This is a genomic window from Bacillus zhangzhouensis (genome assembly GCF_000715205.1).
Taxonomy (GTDB): domain Bacteria; phylum Bacillota; class Bacilli; order Bacillales; family Bacillaceae; genus Bacillus; species Bacillus zhangzhouensis.
Genome location: NZ_JOTP01000040.1, coordinates 1 through 18,042, shown reverse-complemented (window position 1 = coordinate 18,042; position 18,042 = coordinate 1). Strand labels below are relative to the sequence as shown.

The following is an 18,042-nucleotide window of genomic DNA, read 5'->3' as shown; positions in this document are numbered from 1 at the left end:
ACACGGAACTGGTCTTTTTTGTTTTTTCTTCTAACAGCATCATGATATAAGCTGGAAACTTTTCTTCTGCAATCTCCATGTAGCGTTCAATCATGACGTAATCATCACTAATGTATTGAGACAGCAGCTCATACCACCATTCTGTCTCATAGCGGGCAATCATACTAAGGTTATACATTAACAAGTAATGACTGATGATCTCGGGGATCCCCAGAAACGCATCTCGTGTTGATGGAATAAACCATTGATCCATTTCTAAATCATAATGAAGATGAGTAGCGAAAGCAGGATTTTCTTCAAGAAATACATTAAACGTCAGCTTTTTGGCTTCTCTCTGTTTGAGCTTCCAACTTGTATGAAACTCAAAGTACTCGATAAATCGTTCAGCCGACATGTTATAAAGCAATGGAATATGATCTTGAATCAACATACCATTGGCATGTTCGACTTTAACTAATGCCGAGGGCTGTTTTTGAAACTCAAGAATATGGCTCATTTCAGGTATTTTCGAAAGAAGATTGATCATGGTAAATCGCTCATCTTCAAGACCGTTTAAATGAAATAGGTGTTTTAACACATGCATACATAGTCCATTTCGTTGGATTTTCACTTCATCTTCGCTAAAACGGTAATGCTGTTTTTTTCTTTTTCTTGATGTTACGCCATGAGCTAAGACAGAGGTTTGAGAAGGATAATGAGGATCAACTGTCAGCAAACAAGCTTTTAGCAATTGCGCCATTCCATAAAATAATAAAATTGGTTTAAGTTCTAGTGGAGCGATGGCGGCCTGTTCATAGAATGTATGACCATGTTTTAAAAAGTAAATAAATCGCTCACAGTTTTTATAGGCTTGCTGGTTTGCCTCCTGAATGTTCCGTTTCTCATATTGTTGAAGTAGAAACTTTTGGGAAGTTTCGAGTGAGTAAAAACGTTTTAAATCCTTCCATCCTGAACTTTTCATCTTCTTCCTCAACTCTCTTTATATTTTCTAAAAATTGCAACTGTTTGTTGCTTCCTTGACATGCTGTTTCCTAGTTGATAATCTACATATAATATTTTGCCGAAAAGAGGGGGATTTACTAATGTGGGAAAGTAAATTTTCAAAAGAAGGTTTGACGTTTGACGATGTTTTGCTTGTTCCAGCAAAGTCTGAGGTACTTCCGCGTGATGTCGATTTATCAGTTGACTTAACAAGCACATTAAAGCTAAACATTCCAATTATTAGTGCAGGAATGGACACTGTGACAGAATCACAAATGGCGATTGCAATGGCACGTCAAGGCGGTCTTGGTATCATTCATAAGAACATGTCCATTGAACAGCAAGCAGAACAAGTGGACAAAGTAAAACGCTCAGAGCGTGGCGTTATTACAAATCCATTCTTCTTAACACCAGAGCATCAAGTATTCGATGCAGAGCATTTAATGGGTAAATACCGTATTTCAGGTGTTCCGATTGTAAACAACGAACAAGATCAAAAGCTTGTTGGTATTATTACGAACCGTGACCTTCGTTTTATTTCGGATTATTCAATGAAGATTTGTGACGTGATGACAAAAGAGGAACTTGTTACAGCTTCTGTTGGAACAACATTAGAAGAAGCTGAAAAAATCCTACAGCAATACAAAATTGAAAAATTACCTCTTTTAGATGACGAAGGAACGTTAAAAGGTCTCATCACAATCAAAGATATTGAAAAAGTGATTGAATTCCCTAACTCCTCTAAAGATGCACATGGCCGTTTAATTGTTGGTGCCGCTGTTGGTGTCACTGGCGATACAATGACTCGTGTGAAAAAATTAGTAGAAGCCAATGTCGATGTCGTTGTCATTGATACAGCACACGGGCATTCTCAAGGTGTTCTAAACACTGTATCAAAAATCCGTGAAACATATCCTTCTCTTAACATCATTGCTGGTAATGTTGCAACAGCTGAAGCAACGAAAGCATTGTTTGAAGCAGGAGCAGATATTGTGAAAGTCGGTATCGGACCAGGATCCATTTGTACAACACGTGTTGTTGCAGGTGTCGGTGTACCACAAATCACAGCGATCTATGACTGTGCAACAGAAGCAAGAAAACATGGTAAATCTATTATTGCAGATGGTGGAATTAAATATTCAGGTGATATCGTGAAAGCACTAGCATCTGGTGGACATGCAGTTATGCTCGGAAGCCTTCTAGCTGGTACATCTGAAAGCCCAGGAGAAACAGAAATTTTCCAAGGTAGACGCTTCAAAGTTTATCGCGGTATGGGTTCTGTTGCTGCAATGGAAAAAGGAAGTAAAGATCGTTACTTCCAAGAAGATAATAAAAAATTCGTTCCAGAAGGTATCGAAGGCCGTACACCATACAAAGGACCAGTCGTTGATACAGTGTACCAACTAGTTGGTGGCATTCGTTCTGGTATGGGCTATTGTGGAACACAAGACTTACGTGCACTTAGAGAAGAAGCTCAGTTCATTCGCATGACTGGTGCAGGTCTTCGTGAGAGTCATCCACATGATGTACAAATTACAAAAGAATCACCAAACTACACAATTTCTTGATAAATTGTGACAATCAAATTACATTTGACAGGGTCTATGACTCTGTCTATTTTTTTTGTCTTTATTGTGATAAAATTTATACTGTTGTGTTGAAATAAGCCCTTGTGGATTAAATATATATGAAAAACGTCGAAAAAAGATGAATACGGAGGTATGACGATTGAACAGCAAGATGTTGAAACAGCTTATGGTCTCTATCCTTGCACTGGCATTGATTGTTACAGCTTTTACACCAATGTCCAAAGCAAAAGCGGCTGAAGATCCATTCAATGTGAATGCGAAAGCAGCCATCCTTATTGAAGCTTCTACAGGTAAAATTCTTTATAGTAAAAACGCAGAACAAAGACTGCCTATTGCAAGTATGGCAAAGATGATGACAGAGTATCTATTGCTAGAGGCTATTTCTGAAGGCAAAGTGAAATGGGATCAAACGTATACGCCAGATGATTATGTATACGAAATTTCTCAGGACCGCAGTTTATCCAACGTTCCTTTGAGAAAAGATGGCTCGTATACAGTCAAAGAACTATATCAAGCAACGGCTATTTATTCAGCAAATGCAGCAGCGATTGGCCTAGCAGAGGTGATCGCTGGATCAGAATCGAAGTTCGTTGAAAAAATGAACGCAAAAGCAAAAGAACTAGGTTTAACAAACTACAAATTCGTCAATGCAACTGGACTAGAAAATAAAGACTTACATGGCAAACAGCCAAAGGGTACGGGTCCTGATGAAGAAAGTGAAGTATCTGCGAAGGATATGGCATTGCTTGCACAGCATCTCATCAAAGACCATCCAGAAATTCTTGAAACAGCAAGTATCGCGAAAACAAAGTTCAGAGAAGGCACAGACGATGAAATGGACATGCCAAACTGGAACTTCATGCTTAAAGGACTTGTGAAAGAATATGAAGGAGTAGACGGTTTAAAAACGGGGTCTACTGATTCAGCTGGTTCTAGCTTCACAGGTACAGCAAAACGTGGTGACATGCGTGTGATTGCAGTCATCTTAAATGCAAAAGGAAATATTCATACTGCACGTTTCGACGTGGCGAAAAAACTGTTCGACTATGCTTTTAAAAACTTTACGATGAAAGAAATGTACAAAAAAGGTCAGCAAATCAAGGGACATGAAAACATCGAAGTCGATAAAGGAAAAGATAAAGAAGTACCTGTTGTAACAAAAGAAGCTTTCTCTGTGCCAGTAAAAAATGGCGATGAGAAGAGCTATAAAGCAAAAGTAAATATCGAGAAAAAGAACCTAGAAGCTCCTATTAAAAAAGGAACGAAGGTTGGCATGTTGACGACTTCTTATTCTGGTGATGAGAAGGACTACGGCTATTTGAATAAAGACCAATCAGGTGTTGAGCTTGTGACGAAAACAGGCGATGAAAAAGCAAACTGGTTTATCCTTGCAATGCGCGGTGTAGGTGGATTCTTCGCTGGCATTTGGGGCGGAATCGTTGATACAGTAAAAGGTTGGTTCTAATAAAAAACTGCTCTCATGCATAGAGAGCAGTTTTTTTATCGTTAAAAGAAAAGTGATTGTTTATGATTTTGAGGTGTGGACAAAGCCTGCTGAAATATACCACATAACTTTTCCATGCCTTCGGTCAGTGCCTTTTCATTCACATAAGAAAAGCTGAGGCGGATATAATTCTGTTTCGGCTCCCCAGGATAGCAGACAGAGCCTGGCAGAAAGGTGATTTGCTGCTTACGCGCCTCATGTAGGAGTGCACGTGTATCGACCCAGGAAGGAAAGCTGAGCCATAAATTGAGCCCGCCCTGTGGTATTTGCCACGTGACATCTTTTGGTGCATGCTTCGTTAAAACATCCATCATTAAATCGCGCCTAACCTTCAAGGCAGTTCTTAACTTCTTCGTATGATCAATCATTTTCTTCGATGTCAGAAACGGTAATATGGCCTTTTGTGTGAGAAGAGGGCTGCCTAAATCATTATTGGCTTTTGCCGCTAACAAACGGTTAAATATAGAGCCTGACGCTGTAATAATTCCAATTCTGCATCCTGGAGCCAGTGTTTTACTTAATCCTCGTAAATAAATGACATGTCCATCGTGGTCTAAACTTTTGATAGGTGCTGGCGGTTTCTTTTCAAAATAAAGCTCACGATAGGGATCATCTTCTACAATGAGACAATCAATGCTTTGTGCCAGTGAGAGAAGCTGTTTTCTGCGTTTCATCGACATACTAGCGCCTGTCGGACTGTGAAAAGTAGGAATCGTATAGATGAGCTTTGGTTTATATTTATCACAAATGCTTTGAAGTTGCTTCATGTTCATTCCTTCATGATCGACAGGGACCGTAATAATTCTTGCCCCTCTGCCCATAAAGACATCAATCGCACCTGGATAGGTCGGTGCCTCCATGACGATTACATCATCCGGCCCGATAAATGTACGAGCCACCAGATCAAGACCTTGCTGAGAACCACTTGTCACTAGGATATTTTCAGGAGTAGAAGGCACATCTAATTTTTCTAAAAAAGACTGAATGACCTGACGAAGCTGAAGGTCACCTTGTATTTCTCCGTACTTCGACATAATTTGAGGATGCCTGGCTAATACATGCTGCATTTCTTTTTCTAAATACCGGTTAGGTAAAAGTCCTGGGTCGATCATAGAGGAAGAAAGGTTAATGGCTTCTTCTACATAATGATACTGAGCGAATTGAGACCTTGGTAAATAATCTGGAATGGACAATTGCCAATCGAAAGAGGTAGATGATTGAACCGGAATGTCAGTTTGCTCATGCTTCTCATCCACAAAAGTTCCTTTACCTTGCACAGTTGTTAAATATCCGTCGTTCTTAAGCCGTGTGTATGCCTTTGCTGCTGTTACAAGACTCACATTGAGCTGCTTCGCTAAATCACGTACAGTTGGCAGCTTTTCCCCCTGCTGAAGCAGACCCGATTGAATGTGATCAACGATAGAAAAGTAAATTTGATTTGAAAGAGATGTATCTGAATGTCGATGGATATCAATATGCATGAGAATCCTCCAATGAATGCAAAATTGTTATACACTGTTTCGGATTGTTATAGTTGCATTATAGCATGTAAATCACACTTAAAAGGGGAAATGGCAATTTTTTAGCCGGAAATCCTTTGTATATAAGGGTTTATCCTTTTTCATCAGCTGATTGAATTGTTATACTATTCTCTTTATTGTTATACTGTCTCGCTTGTATGATAGAGATGTTGAATCAATCGAATAGACAAATGGGAGGAAACAATTGTGAGCAATAAGGGAACTGAACGAGTAAAACGTGGAATGGCAGAAATGCAAAAGGGTGGCGTCATTATGGATGTCGTCAATGCTGAGCAGGCAAAAATCGCAGAAGAAGCAGGTGCGGTGGCAGTTATGGCACTAGAACGCGTACCAGCTGATATCCGCGCGGCAGGCGGTGTTGCCCGAATGGCAGACCCAAGAATCGTGGAAGAAGTACAAAATGCAGTAACGATTCCAGTCATGGCAAAAGCGCGTATCGGCCACATTGTGGAGGCTCGTGTTCTTGAAGCGCTTGGTGTTGATTATATCGATGAGAGTGAAGTGCTAACGCCCGCAGATGAGGAATTCCATTTAAATAAAAATGAATACACAGTACCTTTTGTATGTGGATGTCGTGACCTAGGTGAGGCAACCCGCCGTATTGCAGAAGGGGCATCCATGTTGCGGACAAAAGGTGAACCTGGGACAGGCAACATTGTAGAAGCCGTCCGTCATATGAGAAAAGTTAATGCTCAGATTCGAAAAGTAGCAGCGATGAGTGAAGACGAAATCATGACAGAAGCGAAAAATTTAGGAGCACCTTATGAATTATTGCTTCAAATTAAAAAAGACGGCAAGCTGCCGGTTGTTAACTTTGCAGCTGGAGGCGTTGCGACACCAGCAGATGCTGCGTTAATGATGCAGCTTGGAGCAGACGGCGTATTTGTAGGATCTGGTATTTTCAAATCAGAAAATCCTGCTAAATTTGCAAAAGCCATTGTAGAAGCAACGACTCATTTCACAGATTACCGTCTCATTGCAGAGCTTTCTAAAGAGCTTGGAACAGCCATGAAGGGAATTGAAATTTCAAATCTACTGCCAGAAGAGCGTATGCAAGAGCGTGGCTGGTAAGTAAGGGAGCGCAAACGAACATGCTAACAATTGGTGTACTAGGGCTTCAAGGAGCAGTGAGAGAGCATATTCAATCGATTGAAGCTTGTGGCGCAGAAGGAAAGATCATCAAACGAGTAGAAGAATTAGAAGCTGTTGACGGTCTGATTATTCCTGGTGGAGAAAGTACGACGATGAGAAGACTCATGGATACGTACCAATTTATTGACCCGATCAAAGCGTTTGCTGCTCAAGGGAAACCAATTTTCGGGACATGTGCCGGTTTGATTATGCTGGCAAAGCATATAGAAGATCGAGAAGATGCTCATCTTGGACTGTTAAATGTATCTGTTGCACGTAATTCTTTTGGCAGACAGGTAGACAGCTTTGAAGCTGATGTAGAAGTGAAAGGACTGGATGCGCCGTTTACAGGGGTGTTCATCCGTGCGCCTCATATCATCAGCGCTGATGATAGCGTAGAGGTCTTGGCTGAATATGATGGCAGGATTGTGATGGCGAAAGAAAACAATATCTTAGGTTGTTCTTTTCATCCGGAGTTGACAGACGACCACCGGTTAACACAGCTGTTTGTTGAGATGGTGAAGTCCTACAAAACGAAGCTCACTGTATAAAACGGTTGAAAAGAGATAAAACTTATAGTACATTAAAATCACAATCAAATGATCGAAAAAGCGTTGACGGGAAATAGTAAGAAGCCCCTCTTTCTCAGAGAGCCGATGGTTGGTGAGAATCGGTGAAAGATGCATTCTGAATCCATCCTTGAGCGAAATGCTGAAACACGAGAAGTAAGCATTTACGGTGATGCCGTTACAGAGGAAAGAGGAAAGCATGATTTTTTATGTTTTCAATCAGGGTGGCAACGCGAGAGCTCTCGTCCCTTTCATGGGATGAGGGCTCTTTTTATTTTTCGATAAAAAAAGGAGTGTAACATATGCTGGATATTAAACAACTGCGCACGGACTTTGATCAAATCAAAGAAAAGTTAGCACATCGAGGTGAAGATTTAGCTGATTTTGATAAGTTTGGTGAACTAGATCAAAAAAGAAGAGAATTAATCGGTAAAACAGAAGAATTAAAGAGCCGAAGAAATGAAGTATCCCAGCAAGTAGCCGTTCTAAAAAGAGAAAAGAAAGACGCCGATCACATTATTCAAGAAATGCGTGAGGTCGGAGATGAGATTAAGAAGCTGGATGATGAGTTGAGAACAGTAGAAGAAAGCCTGCAAAGCATCCTGTTCTCAATTCCAAATATCCCTCATGACTCTGTACCGGTTGGTGAAACAGAAGATGACAACATTGAAGTGAGAAAATGGGGCGAACAGCCAGCCTTTTCATTTGAGCCAAAACCGCATTGGGACGTAGCGGATGAGTTAGATATTCTAGATTTTGAACGTGCAGGAAAAGTGACAGGAAGCCGTTTCGTTTTTTATAAAGGGCTTGGCGCACGCTTAGAGCGCGCACTGTATAACTTCATGCTCGATTTACATGTGGATGAGTTTGGTTTTACTGAAGTGATTCCACCTTATATGGTCAACAGAGCAAGCATGACAGGAACTGGTCAGCTTCCAAAGTTCGAAGAGGATGCCTTTAAAATTCGAGAAGAAGATTACTTCCTCATTCCAACGGCTGAAGTGCCAATCACCAACATGCACCGTGACGAAATCCTTGAAGGTGAACAGCTGCCAATCAATTATGCAGCATTCAGTGCTTGCTTTAGATCAGAAGCTGGATCTGCCGGCAGAGATACACGCGGACTCATCCGTCAGCATCAATTCAACAAGGTAGAGCTTGTGAAATTTGTCAGACCAGAAGATTCTTATGAAGAATTAGAGAAACTAACAAATCAAGCAGAAAAAGTTCTTCAGCTATTGAACCTGCCATATCGTGTCATGAGCATGTGTACGGGAGATTTAGGTTTCACAGCTGCGAAGAAATACGATATCGAAGTTTGGATTCCGAGCCAAAATACGTATCGTGAAATTTCTTCTTGCAGTAACTTTGAAGCATTCCAAGCAAGACGAGCAAACATTCGTTTCCGCCCAGAACCTAAAGCGAAGCCAGAACACGTCCACACTTTAAATGGCTCTGGTTTAGCAGTAGGAAGAACAGTAGCAGCTATTTTAGAAAACTACCAACAAGAGGACGGCACAGTAATTATTCCTGAAGTACTGCGTCCTTATATGGGAAATAAAGAAGTGATGAAATAAGATGCCGATATGGCATCTTATTCTTTTTACCTAAAGTTCTACAGCTTTTCTAAAATAAGCCGATAAAAGAACTAAAAGCATATAGGAAAGAAGGAATAACCTTGAATAGGCTTGACTATTATGTTGAAATGGCTCATTTACTCAGAAAAGTTCTAGATGAAAGTATCCTTTTCGGCATCACTGATAGAGAAAAGGTGCTTTGTTATTACCCGTCTAACACAATAGATTTTGGCATTAAAGTAGGGGACGCATTGAACCCAGATGACCAAAACGCGGCGACGACATTAAAAGGACAAGAATACGACGGTCATTTACCAGAGTCTTTATACGGCTATGAAGTTGCTGTAAAAGGTTACCCGATTTTTGATGAAGATAGAAAAGTGATTGGCTCTTTTTTAGTTGCCTTTTCACATCATCGCGAAAAGAAATTAAGCGGCTATATGGAGCATATTAATAAAGTAGCGAAAGAACTACAAGGTGGAATTGAGCAAATTGCTGCGCATTCACAAGAGCTAGCGGCTACAAGCCTAGAAATAAGCGAGCAGGCAGGAAGAGCGGAAGAGAAGTCTGCGAACATTGAAGAAGTCGTCAAAACCATAGGCGGGATCGCTAGACAAACAAATCTGCTTGGTCTAAATGCTGCAATTGAAGCGGCAAGGGCAGGTGAAAATGGAAAAGGGTTTGCTGTCGTTGCAGATGAGGTACGTAAATTATCAGATGGTTCGAAGGAAGCGGCTGAAACCATTAATATATTCTTAAAAGAAATCCAAGACAGCATTGGCACTTTGTCTGAAAATATCTCACAGGTCAGCAGTTCAACAAACGAACAAGCCAAACAAGTGACAGACTTTACAAAGATTATCGAATCATTAAATGAGTTTAAAGAAGAGATGAATCAGTTTATTGAGGAAATTAAACAGGATACAAAATAGATCAAGAGCAGCCGTCATTTGGCTGCTTTTTTATAGGTAGATCATTATAACAAAACAGCATGTTAAATTTTTTTGCGAAAAGATGTTGACTTCAAATGAAATGATATGATATATTAATTCTTGTCGATACGGAGGAATACCCAAGTCCGGCTGAAGGGATCGGTCTTGAAAACCGACAGGGGTGTCAAAGCCCGCGGGGGTTCGAATCCCTCTTCCTCCGCCATATTGATTTTTACCTTAGTTGAATTGAAACGCAAGCATAAAAATTGGAAATTGTCAAACCGCTGCATTCGGAATGCAGCGGTTTTTTTTATTTTGTTTTAGAACGATTTTTTTGAATAACAGAAGCAATCTCATGAAGAATGGGATCAAGCGAGCTTTCGTCATGAAGCAAGTCATAATCTTCAATATTAATTTTAATTACTGGACACAGATCAAATTGTTCGATCCATTCAGTATATCGAGTGTACATTTCTTCCCAATAAGCTCGATCTGTTTGAGTTTCCATCTCTCTGCCGCGCTCTTCAATGCGATGTAAAATATGATCTAAATCCCCGTGTAAGTAAATTAGGACGTCAGGGTGAGGAAAGTAAGGTGTCATCACCATTGCCTCAAATAGACTTGTATACGTTTCATAATCTACCTCAGACATCGTGCCTTTGTCTGCATGCATTTTAGCAAAAATGCCAGTGTCCTCATAGATTGAACGATCTTGCACATATCCTCCACCAGATTCAAAAATTCGCTTTTGCTCCTTAAAACGCTCAGCCAGGAAATAGACCTGTAAATGAAAGCTCCATCTTTGAAAATCTGAATAGAAAGGCTCTAAGTATGGGTTGTCATCCACTTTTTCAAGAGAGGTTTGAAACCCTAGCTTGTCCGCTATTGTTTTAGTCATGGTTGATTTTCCCACACCGACAGTCCCGGCAATTGTGATGACTGCGTCCTTTGGTATTTCGAAATTGTTCATAGCACTTGCTCCTTTATGTTCTGTACAATTTGCTGGTAATCTTGCTGTGAGGAAACGAAGTCTTTATGATCTCCTTCAATTGTAATGATAGGAAGCCCTGGATGAGTCTGTTTTAAATGTTCAATGGCCAGCTCATAATCTTCAATTAAGTTTTTTAAATAAGACGGGTCGATGTCTTCTTCAAAAGAGCGTCCTCGCATCTGTATTCTATTAAGTAAGGTGGGAAGGCTGGCTTTTATATAGATCATGGCATTTGGTTTAGGAAGATCATCTGTGAGCAGGTGATAGATCTTTCTGTATTTATCCATATGTTTTTTTGATAATGTTCTTTCTGCAAATATCATATTTTTATAGACATGATAATCAGTAACAATCGGCTGTTGTTTTTTCACATAGTTTTCTTCAATAGATTCTAACTGTTTGAACCGATTGCATAAAAAGAACATCTCAAGCTGAAAGCTCCATTGTTCCATATCTTCATAAAATTTATCTAGGAATGGATTTTCTTCTACAATCTCTTTTACTAAAGGAAATTGAAATTCCTTCGCAAGCATTGTAGCCAAAGTTGTTTTTCCGGCTCCAATTGGGCCTTCCACTGCAATAAAAGGGGCAGGATACATAGGCGTTCTCCTCTATCTATAAAGTTGTCAAACCAATGTATATTGTACCATACCCCTTCCTGGAGATAGAGCGAATGAATTACGATGTCGTTCTTTTTTCAATATTAAATTGATCTGATAATAAGAGCCAATTTTGTGGGAAGGATAGACCTAGTTTCCAGTAAGCAATTCCGTTCAAGTTTAACTCTTTAATGAGATTAAATTTGGCTTGAATCGATCTTGCGTCTTCGAACCATACCTCATGCTCTTTGTTATTAGCATCTGTATAACGAAAATAGGGAGCCTGTGCTGTTTCATCGTATAGAATGGATACATTATTCTCTCTAGCAATTGCGATCGCTTGTTGAGGACTGATGGCTTTGGCTATAGGTCCACCCTGAACATAAGGAAGCGTCCAATCATAGCCATATAAATTTTGACCCATCACAATTTTATTGGCCGGCATAACAGTCAGTGCATATTCAATGACTTGGCGGACAGGTCCAATCGGAGAGACGGCTTGTGCAGGCCCGCCGCTATATCCCCATTCGTAGGTCATCAACACAACATGATCGACGATCTTACCGATCGCTTCATAGTCATGAGCTTCATACCATTTTCCTTTTTGTTCACTACTTGTTTTAGGGGCAAGCGCAACGGAAATGGTCCATCCTTGTTGATGGAAACGAGTAGTTGCCTCTCTTAAAAATTGAAGGTAGGCATCTTTATCAGCAGGGCGTAAATATTCAAAATCAAAATGAATTTCTTTTAATTGATACTTTTGAGCAACGCGGACGATTTCATTTAAAAATGTCGTTTTGACAGATTGATTTGTTAAAAGGATTCGTCCAAGTTCATCACTAAATTTTTCATTCTCTAGATTTGTGACCACCATGGATAATACAGTTCTGCTTTGAGCGGCAATCTGAGGTAGTTGATCTAACGGTGGTTCTCGAAGTGTTCCGTCTCTTTGCGCTTGAAAACTAAAGGCGCCTAGATGGGTTAAGTATGGAGAGGCCTCTCTAACTGCTTGCTTTAAATTCTCGCTAACTTGATTTCCGCGTGGTTCAATATAAGCATTAGAATTAATGTTTCTTTTCGGTCTTTGTGGAATATAGAGCAAGAAGCGAATAGGAAGTATTGCTTCAGGCCGAATCCGATTCACACGTGCCAATTCTTCCACTGAAATTTGAAATCGTCTCCCAATTTGATAAAGTGTGTCATTTTGTTTGACCTCATAAAATTGACCTCTAATTGGAATGACAATTGTTTGTCCGACGACGAGTTGATTTGGTGTTTCGATGTCGTTGGTGCGGATGATTTCATTGACTGTTGTTTTAAAGCGCATGGCAATTTCACTTAAAGTATCTCCTCTTTTGACAACATAAATTTGAATAGTCAACGCCCCCTTTGTTATTACTAACAATTTATGAGGGCTATGGATAAATCATGTTTGATTTTCACTGGTGATCTCCTTAGCAGTTGTGATTTTTGCAAAAAGAACATTCTCCATCATTGTTAATGCGTACTCGTTATCTCTATCGTCGTTAGAAGCTATACAATCTTTAGGTATAATCAAATTGTACTCTCGCATGTATGCGTCATTTGCAGTGAAAAGAACGCAGATGTTTCCTGCAATTCCAGTTAAAATAAGATCTTGAACACCTAGTTCATTTAGAAGTGTCTCTAGTGCTGTTCCATAGAAGGCAGAGTGCTTAGGTTTAATTAAGAAGTAATCATCGTATGATGGTGTCATTTGCTCTAAAATAGGGGCGCTTCTTTCGTTTTTGCATGTTTGTATGACAGCTTGAATGTCAGCCTTCCAGAGTCCGTAGTGGTCGTTGATATAGATGATTGGCCAATTTTCCTTGAAAGCGTGTTGTTTAAGGGCTAAAATTTTATTGGTCATTTGCTCTGTTTTTTCAGCGAGCACATGTCCCATTTCAAAATCAAAATTATTAATCATGTCGATAATAAGCAGTGCCTTTTGGTGCTTTGACAATGTAAGCCCCCCTTTAAAAGATTGTGCTAATATGTTAACCTCAATATCCTTTTAAAAAACATGAAAAGAGAGCCGTGCTATGACGAGAGATGAACAGTTTATGCAAGAAGCTATTTCTGAAGCCTTAAAAGCAGAACAAATAGGAGAAGTACCAATCGGTGCCATTATCGTTGTTGGTGACCAAATTGTGAGCCGAGCTCATAATTTAAGGGAAACAGAGCAGCGTTCAATTGCACATGCAGAATTACTTGCTATTGATGAAGCGTGTAAAACGACTGGAAGCTGGCGTTTAGAAGATGCTGTACTTTATGTGACGCTTGAACCATGCTCTATGTGTGCGGGAGCGATTGTCCTTTCTAGAGTGAAAAAGGTCGTTTTTGGTGCATACGATCCAAAAGGTGGATGTGCGGGTACTTTAATGAATTTACTGGATGATGAACGGTTCAATCATCAGTCTGAAGTCATTGGTGGTGTACTTGAAAATGAGTGCGGTGAGCTGTTAAGTCAGTTCTTCAGAAATCTACGTCAACGAAAGAAACAAGCCAAAAGTAAATGAATGGATGTCGTTTGCAATTTCAGCTATAAGAAGGTATACTTATGTCTGCGTCACTAACAATTTAATATTCATTTTGCCGTGCTAAGCGGGGAGGTAGCGGTGCCCTGTACTCGCAATCCGCTCTAGCGAGGCCGAATCCCTTCTCAAGGTTCGTTTACTTCAAGGTCTGCCTTAAATAAGTGGTGTTGACGTCTGGGTCCTGCGCAATGGGAATTCATGAACCATGTCAGGTCCGGAAGGAAGCAGCATTAAGTGAAACCTCTCATGTGCCGCAGGGTTGCCTGGGCCGAGCTAACTGTTTAAGTAACGCTTGGGGTAGCGAATCGACAGAAGGTGCACGGTAAATCAATATTAAATCTAACTCATCTAGTTTATCTAGGTGAGTTTTTTGTTGCTGTTTAAAGAATAGCTCAGTTGTTAGGTTGATACAAATAGTGAAAAAGTCTTTTTGAGGTAAATTGTTTTTAAAACAATTTACAACAAGAACTAATGTTCTGCTTGGGCTGACAGATCATTTTGCAAAGCTAGAAAATTTGTTTTTAATTCATGAAAAGTAAAAAATCTTCATATGAAAACGCCATTTTCACTTATTAGAAAATAAAGGTGTGCTTTTGAATTGATCGTTGCATCATGTATAATGAGAATGATGATAAATGGAGGAGGGCGTATTTGTGAGTTATCAAGCTTTATACCGAGTGTTCAGGCCTCAAGTTTTTGAGGATGTTGTTGGACAAGAACACATCACAAAAACGTTGCAAAATGCCCTTTTGCAGAAAAAGTTTTCTCATGCTTACTTATTTTCAGGTCCTAGAGGAACAGGTAAAACAAGTGCTGCCAAGATTTTTGCAAAGGCAGTGAACTGTGAAAAGTCACCTGTTAGTGAACCGTGTAATGAATGTGATGCCTGTAAGGGGATTACAAACGGTTCGATTTCAGACGTGATTGAAATAGATGCTGCCTCGAATAACGGGGTAGATGAAATCCGAGATATACGTGATAAAGTTAAATTTGCTCCTTCGGTGGTTACATATAAGGTTTATATTATAGATGAAGTACATATGCTCTCTATCGGGGCATTTAATGCACTCCTTAAAACGCTAGAGGAACCGCCTGCTCATTGTATCTTTATTTTGGCTACCACAGAGCCTCATAAGATTCCTCTTACCATCATATCCCGGTGTCAGCGATTTGATTTTAAACGGATCACGACAAAAGATATTGTTGGAAGAATGGAGAAAATTGTAGATGCAGAAAGCCTAAATGTACAAGAGGGCTCGCTTGAGATTATTGCTAGTGCAGCAGATGGCGGTATGCGTGATGCGCTAAGCCTGTTGGATCAAGCAATCTCATTTAGTGGTGAACAACTGACAATTGATGATGCGCTGCTCATTACAGGTGCTGTATCTCAGCATTTCATTAGTCAGCTTGCCGAAGCTATTTTTGATCAAAATATTGCTGTAGCGTTAGATACATTAAATGAATTGCTCCAGCAGGGGAAAGATGCTGCTAAATTAATAGAGGACATGATCTTTTACTTTAGAGATATGTTGCTTTATAAAACAGCACCAGACCTTGAAGGAGTACTTGAAAAGGTAAAAGTCGATGAAAAGTTCGTGACGCTCTCTGATCGTGTGACGCCCCAGTTTCTGTATGAGACGATTGAAGTGCTTAATAAAAGCCATCAAGAAATGAAATGGACGAATCATCCAAGAATTTTCTTTGAAGTAGCCGTTGTTAAGCTTTGTCAGTCAACGGCCGGAATGACACAATCTCATGCTAACTCTGATTTAACGGCGTTAACGGATAAAATAGACAGGCTGGAACAGGAGCTATCAAGACTAAGAGCTGAGGGTGTACCGATGTCTCAGTCTCATAGTCCTCAAGAAAAAAAGGAAGCACCTCGACCACAAACGAGTAACAAAAATGGCTATCGTGCACCTGTTGGCCGAATTCACGAGATCCTAAAAGAAGCGAAGCGGCCAGAGCTAGAAAAATTAAAAGGCAAATGGGGAGAGCTTCTTGCCCAGTTGAAACAGCAAAATAAGGTGTCTCACGCTGCGCTATTAACGGATAGTGAACCAGTTGCAGCTGCATCTCACGCCTTTGTTTTAAAATTCAAGTTTGAAATACATTGTAAGATGGTGGCTGAAGATAAAAGTGGTGTTCGAACCAACCTGGAGCACCTGCTAGAGTCTATGCTAGGAAAAAGAGTGGAATTAGTTGGCGTTCCTGACGCTCAATGGGGTAAAATAAGAGAAGAATTTTTAAAGGATCATCAGCCGGATGAACAGGCAGATGGTCAGGCAACTTCTGCTGAAGAGGATCCATTGATTGCGGAAGCAAAGAAGTTAGTAGGAAATGATTTGATTGAAATTAAAGATTAATTAAAAGAAAGAGAGTGGTGTTCATATGCGCGGTGGAATGGGAAACATGCAAAAAATGATGAAACAAATGCAAAAAATGCAAAAGGATATGGCTAAGGCTCAAGAAGAGCTTGCGGAAAAAGTCCTTGAAGGTACAGCAGGTGGCGGTATGGTCACTGTAAAAGTAAATGGACAAAAAGAGGTCGTTGATGTAGCAATTAATGAAGAAGTTGTTGATCCTGAAGACATCGATATGCTTCAAGACCTTGTGCTTGCAGCGACAAATGATGCATTGAAAAAAGTCGATGAGCTAACAAATGAAACAATGGGTCAATTCACAAAAGGAATGAACATGCCAGGTTTATTCTAGGGGGAATAACTGAAGATGCAATATCCTGAACCAATATCAAAGCTGATTGATAGCTTTATGAAATTGCCAGGAATCGGACCAAAAACTGCGGTCCGTCTGGCTTTTTTTGTTCTTAGTATGCAGGAAGATGTCGTACTAGACTTTGCGAAGGCGCTTGTAAATGCAAAGCGTAATTTAACTTATTGTTCGGTTTGCGGCCATATCACTGATCAGGATCCCTGCTATATTTGTGAAGATACAAGAAGGGATCAATCTGTTATCTGTGTAGTACAAGATCCAAAAGATGTGATTGCAATGGAAAAGATGAAAGAATATAACGGCTTATATCATGTGCTTCATGGTGCCATTTCGCCAATGGACGGAATTGGACCGGAGGATATTAAAATTCCTGACTTATTAAAAAGATTGCAAGACGATCAAGTGACAGAGGTGATTCTTGCAACTAATCCAAACATTGAAGGAGAAGCTACAGCCATGTACATCTCCAGATTGTTGAAACCGTCAGGAATTAAACTCTCTCGTATTGCTCACGGACTCCCAGTAGGTGGAGATTTAGAGTATGCAGATGAAGTCACACTTTCTAAGGCTCTAGAAGGCAGACGTGAGATGTAGGAAGGAGAAGTACGGTACATGGGTTTTCTTCGCAGAAAATCAATTCGAAAAGAATTCGATGAGAAACTAATTCAACAGCTTTTTAAGCAAAAGGAAGAATGGAACAGACAAAAAAAGCTTGTCGCAAATAGCGTTGAGCCTTCACCGGACATTCTATTCGAATTAAAGCTTGCTCAAGCGAAGTACTTTTTCTATCTAAGAGAAGCGAAAAAGAGGAATTTACGTTTAAACAAATGGAGGTAGCAGGTCTATTTTACATAGTCCTCTCATATGCTTGTACTATTCATATGAAGAGGAGATGAGAGGATTATGGAACCTGTTATTGTGATCGGTTCAATTTTGCTTGCTGTATTATTATTGTTTATGTCAGGTGTTCAAGCGAATCCATTCAAATGGTTAGGACTTATCGGAGTTAAGTTTGTGGCAGGCGCTCTTTTTTTATTTTGCCTGAATTTATTCGGTGAGAGTTTAGGACTTCATGTCTCCATTAACCCTGTAACGAGTGGAATTAGTGGTTTATTGGGCATTCCAGGCGTAGCGGCTTTAGTAGTAATAGAAAAATTTATTATTTAATGAAAAATATTGTTGACTTTAATTCTGTATGGTGGTAAATTAATATACGTCGCTGATGACGAAGAAACGAAAAACATAACATTAAAAAAGTTGTTGACACTAACAACTTGGTTGTGATAAGATATTCTAGTCGCTTCTGAAGCGGTAAACAAGTTCTTTGAAAACTAAACAAG

At 39.9% G+C, this 18,042-nt stretch carries 17 protein-coding genes, 1 tRNA gene, 1 other RNA gene, 1 pseudogene and 1 other annotated feature; of the genes and pseudogenes, 14 read left to right on the top strand and 6 right to left on the bottom strand.

Annotated features, from left to right (window positions below):
• Positions 1-961, bottom strand: a 961-nt coding sequence (locus BA70_RS17965) for a YaaC family protein (protein WP_034325085.1), incomplete at its 3' end; no start/stop codon positions are given.
• A gap of 121 nt (positions 962-1,082) precedes the next feature.
• Here BA70_RS17965 and guaB point away from each other — a divergent pair.
• Both guaB and BA70_RS17955 read left to right on the top strand, forming a co-directional pair.
• On the top strand, positions 1,083-2,549 hold the full coding sequence (gene guaB, locus BA70_RS17960) for an IMP dehydrogenase (RefSeq protein WP_034325084.1): 1,467 nt from the start codon (positions 1,083-1,085) through the stop codon (positions 2,547-2,549).
• A 160-nt stretch (positions 2,550-2,709) separates the two neighbouring features.
• Entirely contained in the window at positions 2,710-4,035 is a 1,326-nt protein-coding gene (locus tag BA70_RS17955) for a D-alanyl-D-alanine carboxypeptidase family protein (protein ID WP_034325083.1), read from the top strand.
• A 41-nt stretch (positions 4,036-4,076) separates the two neighbouring features.
• Here the strand turns inward: BA70_RS17955 and pdxR are convergent, their stop codons facing one another.
• Positions 4,077-5,555: a MocR-like pyridoxine biosynthesis transcription factor PdxR gene (pdxR, locus tag BA70_RS17950; protein WP_034325082.1), complete on the bottom strand. Its 1,479-nt coding sequence runs from the start codon at positions 5,553-5,555 to the stop codon at positions 4,077-4,079.
• Positions 5,556-5,801: 246 nt separating this feature from the next.
• Here pdxR and pdxS point away from each other — a divergent pair, with 246 nt between their 5' ends.
• The 5 genes and pseudogenes from pdxS (at position 5,802) to BA70_RS17925 (ending at position 10,047) form a co-directional block, all read left to right on the top strand.
• On the top strand, positions 5,802-6,686 hold the full coding sequence (pdxS, locus tag BA70_RS17945; RefSeq protein WP_034325080.1) for a pyridoxal 5'-phosphate synthase lyase subunit PdxS: 885 nt from the start codon (positions 5,802-5,804) through the stop codon (positions 6,684-6,686).
• Between the two features lie 20 nt (positions 6,687-6,706).
• Positions 6,707-7,297 carry a pyridoxal 5'-phosphate synthase glutaminase subunit PdxT gene (gene pdxT / locus BA70_RS17940; RefSeq protein ID WP_034325079.1) on the top strand — a complete coding sequence of 197 codons (591 nt, stop codon included), beginning with the start codon at positions 6,707-6,709 and terminating at the stop codon, positions 7,295-7,297.
• 54 nt (positions 7,298-7,351) lie between these two features.
• Positions 7,352-7,568 (top strand) — a binding site (T-box leader).
• Between the two features lie 49 nt (positions 7,569-7,617).
• Complete coding sequence (gene serS / locus BA70_RS17935) at positions 7,618-8,892, top strand: serine--tRNA ligase (protein ID WP_034325078.1); 1,275 nt, start codon at positions 7,618-7,620, stop codon at positions 8,890-8,892.
• A 599-nt stretch (positions 8,893-9,491) separates the two neighbouring features.
• A pseudogene (locus BA70_RS21020) lies at positions 9,492-9,824 on the top strand (methyl-accepting chemotaxis protein); the annotation flags it as partial.
• Positions 9,825-9,954: 130 nt separating this feature from the next.
• Positions 9,955-10,047, top strand: a tRNA-Ser gene (locus tag BA70_RS17925).
• 87 nt (positions 10,048-10,134) lie between these two features.
• On the opposite strand, the gene BA70_RS17920 is transcribed toward BA70_RS17925, so the two are convergent.
• The 4 genes from BA70_RS17920 to BA70_RS17905 all read right to left on the bottom strand — a co-directional run bounded on the left by BA70_RS17920 (position 10,135) and on the right by BA70_RS17905 (position 13,395).
• Positions 10,135-10,794, bottom strand: a complete 660-nt coding sequence (locus BA70_RS17920; RefSeq protein WP_034325075.1) for a deoxynucleoside kinase — start codon at positions 10,792-10,794, stop codon at positions 10,135-10,137.
• Positions 10,791-11,414, bottom strand: a complete 624-nt coding sequence (locus tag BA70_RS17915; RefSeq protein ID WP_034325074.1) for a deoxynucleoside kinase — start codon at positions 11,412-11,414, stop codon at positions 10,791-10,793. The genes BA70_RS17920 and BA70_RS17915 overlap by 4 nt, the downstream gene beginning before the upstream one ends.
• 79 nt (positions 11,415-11,493) lie before the next feature.
• Positions 11,494-12,741, bottom strand: a complete 1,248-nt coding sequence (locus tag BA70_RS17910; RefSeq protein ID WP_239646707.1) for a glycoside hydrolase family 18 protein — start codon at positions 12,739-12,741, stop codon at positions 11,494-11,496.
• A 99-nt stretch (positions 12,742-12,840) separates the two neighbouring features.
• Complete coding sequence (locus BA70_RS17905; RefSeq protein WP_034325072.1) at positions 12,841-13,395, bottom strand: cysteine hydrolase family protein; 555 nt, start codon at positions 13,393-13,395, stop codon at positions 12,841-12,843.
• 79 nt (positions 13,396-13,474) lie between these two features.
• Between BA70_RS17905 and tadA the strand changes: the two genes are divergently transcribed.
• From tadA to BA70_RS17875, 7 genes are all read left to right on the top strand, one after another.
• A complete protein-coding gene (gene tadA / locus BA70_RS17900) occupies positions 13,475-13,951 on the top strand; it encodes a tRNA adenosine(34) deaminase TadA (RefSeq protein ID WP_034325070.1) in 477 nt (158 codons plus the stop codon).
• 76 nt (positions 13,952-14,027) lie between these two features.
• Positions 14,028-14,292: signal recognition particle sRNA large type (gene ffs / locus BA70_RS19760), an RNA gene on the top strand.
• A gap of 330 nt (positions 14,293-14,622) precedes the next feature.
• Positions 14,623-16,335: a DNA polymerase III subunit gamma/tau gene (dnaX, locus tag BA70_RS17895; protein WP_034325069.1), complete on the top strand. Its 1,713-nt coding sequence runs from the start codon at positions 14,623-14,625 to the stop codon at positions 16,333-16,335.
• A gap of 25 nt (positions 16,336-16,360) precedes the next feature.
• A complete protein-coding gene (locus tag BA70_RS17890) occupies positions 16,361-16,684 on the top strand; it encodes a YbaB/EbfC family nucleoid-associated protein (protein WP_008342011.1) in 324 nt (107 codons plus the stop codon).
• Positions 16,685-16,699: 15 nt separating this feature from the next.
• Positions 16,700-17,296 (top strand): recombination protein RecR, encoded by a 597-nt coding sequence (gene recR / locus BA70_RS17885; RefSeq protein WP_003218094.1) that lies wholly within the window; start codon positions 16,700-16,702, stop codon positions 17,294-17,296.
• A gap of 18 nt (positions 17,297-17,314) precedes the next feature.
• A complete protein-coding gene (locus tag BA70_RS17880) occupies positions 17,315-17,539 on the top strand; it encodes a YaaL family protein (RefSeq protein WP_034325068.1) in 225 nt (74 codons plus the stop codon).
• Between the two features lie 66 nt (positions 17,540-17,605).
• A complete protein-coding gene (locus BA70_RS17875; RefSeq protein WP_008342006.1) occupies positions 17,606-17,869 on the top strand; it encodes a pro-sigmaK processing inhibitor BofA family protein in 264 nt (87 codons plus the stop codon).
• Positions 17,870-18,042: the final 173 nt, after the last annotated feature.

Bases quoted from the DNA above. Each gene is read 5' to 3' on its own strand.
- guaB (WP_034325084.1), top strand. From the start codon at position 1,083: ATGTGGGAAAGTAAATTTTCAAAAGAAGGTTTGACGTTTGACGATGTT.
- pdxR (WP_034325082.1), bottom strand. From the start codon at position 5,555: ATGCATATTGATATCCATCGACATTCAGATACATCTCTTTCAAATCAA.
- pdxT (WP_034325079.1), top strand. From the start codon at position 6,707: ATGCTAACAATTGGTGTACTAGGGCTTCAAGGAGCAGTGAGAGAGCAT.
- serS (WP_034325078.1), top strand. From the start codon at position 7,618: ATGCTGGATATTAAACAACTGCGCACGGACTTTGATCAAATCAAAGAA.
- BA70_RS17920 (WP_034325075.1), bottom strand. From the start codon at position 10,794: ATGAACAATTTCGAAATACCAAAGGACGCAGTCATCACAATTGCCGGG.
- BA70_RS17915 (WP_034325074.1), bottom strand. From the start codon at position 11,414: ATGTATCCTGCCCCTTTTATTGCAGTGGAAGGCCCAATTGGAGCCGGA.
- BA70_RS17910 (WP_239646707.1), bottom strand. From the start codon at position 12,741: ATGCGCTTTAAAACAACAGTCAATGAAATCATCCGCACCAACGACATC.
- tadA (WP_034325070.1), top strand. From the start codon at position 13,475: ATGACGAGAGATGAACAGTTTATGCAAGAAGCTATTTCTGAAGCCTTA.
- BA70_RS17890 (WP_008342011.1), top strand. From the start codon at position 16,361: ATGCGCGGTGGAATGGGAAACATGCAAAAAATGATGAAACAAATGCAA.
- recR (WP_003218094.1), top strand. From the start codon at position 16,700: ATGCAATATCCTGAACCAATATCAAAGCTGATTGATAGCTTTATGAAA.
- BA70_RS17880 (WP_034325068.1), top strand. From the start codon at position 17,315: ATGGGTTTTCTTCGCAGAAAATCAATTCGAAAAGAATTCGATGAGAAA.
- BA70_RS17875 (WP_008342006.1), top strand. From the start codon at position 17,606: ATGGAACCTGTTATTGTGATCGGTTCAATTTTGCTTGCTGTATTATTA.